General features: G+C 39.5%; 4 protein-coding genes. All 4 read right to left on the reverse strand.

The window, feature by feature from the left end:
• A partial coding sequence (locus K1X56_15140; protein MBX7096054.1) for a PAS domain S-box protein occupies positions 1-1,204 on the reverse strand: 1,204 nt, incomplete at its 3' end.
• Between the two features lie 312 nt (positions 1,205-1,516).
• The gene (rpmH, locus tag K1X56_15145) at positions 1,517-1,675 is read right to left on the reverse strand and encodes a 50S ribosomal protein L34 (GenBank protein ID MBX7096055.1); all 159 of its coding nucleotides are present in this window, start codon (positions 1,673-1,675) and stop codon (positions 1,517-1,519) included.
• Between the two features lie 176 nt (positions 1,676-1,851).
• Positions 1,852-2,595: a response regulator gene (locus K1X56_15150; GenBank protein ID MBX7096056.1), complete on the reverse strand. Its 744-nt coding sequence runs from the start codon at positions 2,593-2,595 to the stop codon at positions 1,852-1,854.
• Positions 2,596-2,599: 4 nt separating this feature from the next.
• Positions 2,600-2,844: hypothetical protein (locus K1X56_15155; protein ID MBX7096057.1), on the reverse strand; the 245-nt coding region annotated here is incomplete at its 5' end.

Raw genomic sequence — 2,844 nt, forward strand, 5'->3', positions numbered from 1 at the left:
TGCTATGGTAGATTCGTTCCGACTTTTTAATCCGCAAAATATTTTCTTCCCGCTCTGTTACATCCTGAAAACTATACACCAGTGCATTGATTTCGGGCTCATGCAAATAATTGGTTAATGTTGACTCTACATGAATCCATTTCCCGCTTTTGTGTTTCATAAGACCACCACCGGGAATGGGAACACCGGGATTGGCCATGGCCTGTTCAAACTGAATACGCAATACATCTAATTTATCTTCCGGAATTAAATTTGGAATACCAATGCGGTTGACTTCCTCTTTCGAATACCCATGGATTTTTTGTGAACCCGGACTCATATAGATAAGCTCCATATTAGGAGAAATCAAATCCAAGCCATTTCCACTTTTCTCCACCAGAATCCGGAACATTTTATCGGCGCGCAATAATTGCTGGGTGCGCTTCTCCACTAATTTTTCGAGATTATTATTTAAATCTCGGAGCTCTTGTTGTGAATGTCTTTTCTCTCTATCGTAACGATTTAATATCACCATGGTGAAAAGCATAACGCCAAAGAAAAAGAACAACATGGTTGTCATTAACAAGGAAATTCCTAATTCAACCGACACCCAATGATAATGATGCGACAACATGCGTAATCCACCAATTAAAACCGGACCAATTATTACATAAGGCATCATCTTACGTGCCCAGGTTCCACCGTATAAATCAGTATTAAATTGAGCTATAATACCAATTGGTTTATTCACCAGAAGTAATCCCATAGCCAAAAACAAAAATGAAATGGCTGTTGGAAATGCCAACGGTATGTAATAGGAAACCGTAAAAAGTGCCGAAACTTTATAGAGATAACCAATTAAAGGAAGGAGTCCAACAAAAAATAATGCGAAGGAAATATAGGTTCCAACATCCCGGCGAATTCTATTGTTCTCTTCAATCTGAAAAAAAATGGCCATCGATCCCAATAAGAAACCCAAAGCAGTATTCGGTGCCATTTGATTTTTTATTTCCTCTTCCTGCAATTCCCGATAGAACAAAACCTGGTCGAATTGAAAATTGGTCCAACCAAAAATATCCGTGATTTTTGATGCCGCCAGAAGGAAAATGGTTCCGGAAATTAGTTGCAATGCCCGCGTAGGAAAACGCTTGAATTTCGACTGGAACATGTAAATCGCTAAGCCGAGTTCTGACATTAAAAATAACACCACCGTAAGCGAATTCATACTTACCGTGTTGGGTAATAATTTCCGTAGGTAATGAAGGTCGAACACATACCCAAGAAATGCGAGTGCAGGAAAAAATACGGATATCCCAAGACAGAGGTATAAAAAGGGTCTATACCAGTTTTGTGATGGAAGTTCTTTTTGGGTATTGTAGATATTCAGCAATCTGTTTAATCTTGGCTGTTTGAAATTAAACAATGCGATTGGTCGATTACTAGGTACAATTACGGATTGAAATAGGTAAAAGACCTGATTTTGACATAAAAAAAGCCGATCCTGCAACAGAATCGGCTTCGTAAAAGCTTATTAAGATTAACGCTTGTGACGTTTCTCGCTGGATACAGTCAATTTATGACGTCCGCGTTTGCGACGAGCTGCCAGAACGCGACGACCGTTCTTTGACTCCATTCTTTCGCGGAAGCCATGTTTGTTTCTTCTCTTACGGAGCGAAGGTTGGAATGTCCTTTTCATGATTCTTATTCGTTAATGTTGATTATTGTCTTTAAACGGGGTTGCAAAGATAGATTTTTCGCAGAAAACAGCAAATAATCTGCTTAAAATTAGGAAAAAGGAAGCTAAAAAATCGGGTTGTTGTTTAGGGTTAAAGTTCGAAACATAATTTAAATCTCTAATAAACAACTATTTAGCTATTTCATAAATTGAATGAATTCCTGCTTTTTAGAGCGCGATAAGGGAAGGGTTTTTCCGTTTTCGAGCAGGACTTCATAGCCGTTTTGGGTTAAAATGGATTTCACGAATTTCTTGTTCACCAGGAAAGAGCGGTTTACACGAAAAAGCACATCGGGATATAAATTATCGAAATGGGCCATGGGTTTGGACACTACAAATTGTTCTGCCGGTGTATGAATTACGCAATACATGCCGGAAGCTTCGAGGCATAGTACATTTTCGAGGGGGATAAAATGGACACCTTTATGCGTTGATACCTCCAGTTTCAGATTACTCAAATCAGGCAGTGAAGGATGGTCCTGAATAGAAGTACGGTTGGAAGCTTGTTCTTTTAATAAATGCCGATCCAAACGGCTCAGTGTAGATTTGAGCGTATCGATATCAATCGGTTTATAGATATAATCGAAAGCATCGAGTCGCAACGCATCTAACACATGATGGGTATGAGCGGTGACATAAATGATTTCGAAAGGACGAGGATCGGGAAAAAAATCATTGATTTGGAGTCCGGTATATTTCGGCATATTGATATCTAAAAAAACCAAATCCGGATTCTTGGAGTGTATCTGTTGCACAGCATCGGGAATACTCTCTGCTGTTCCCACCAATTCCACATTATTTTCGAACATGGCCAAAACTTTTGTAAGAAGATTAATGGCGTGTGCTTCGTCATCAACAATAAGTGTACGGATGCTATTCATTTTTTCAGGCATGATGTGGCTCTAATCCTTGAATGGTTAAACATACGGAGGTCCCCCGCTGCAGATCGGTGTACTCGATACTTATGGAGCATTGATAGTTTTCGGTTAAAAACTGAATCCGTTCTGCAATGGCAGATGTAGCAAAGGAAGCAGGCTTACCTGTTTTGCTGGCGTTAATTTCGGCAGAACGTTTTCGTCCGATTCCATTATCGCGAATAAGAATTTCATATTTTTTTTCACCCTTCCCGT

It is taken from the genome of Flavobacteriales bacterium (assembly GCA_019694795.1).
In the GTDB taxonomy this organism is placed as follows: domain Bacteria; phylum Bacteroidota; class Bacteroidia; order Flavobacteriales_D; family UBA2798; genus UBA2798.

What these genes read in the sequence shown, in the direction of transcription:
- rpmH (MBX7096055.1), bottom strand. Translation starts at nt 1,675, where the DNA reads ATGAAAAGGACATTCCAACCTTCGCTCCGTAAGAGAAGAAACAAACAT.
- K1X56_15150 (MBX7096056.1), bottom strand. Translation starts at nt 2,595, where the DNA reads ATGAATAGCATCCGTACACTTATTGTTGATGACGAAGCACACGCCATT.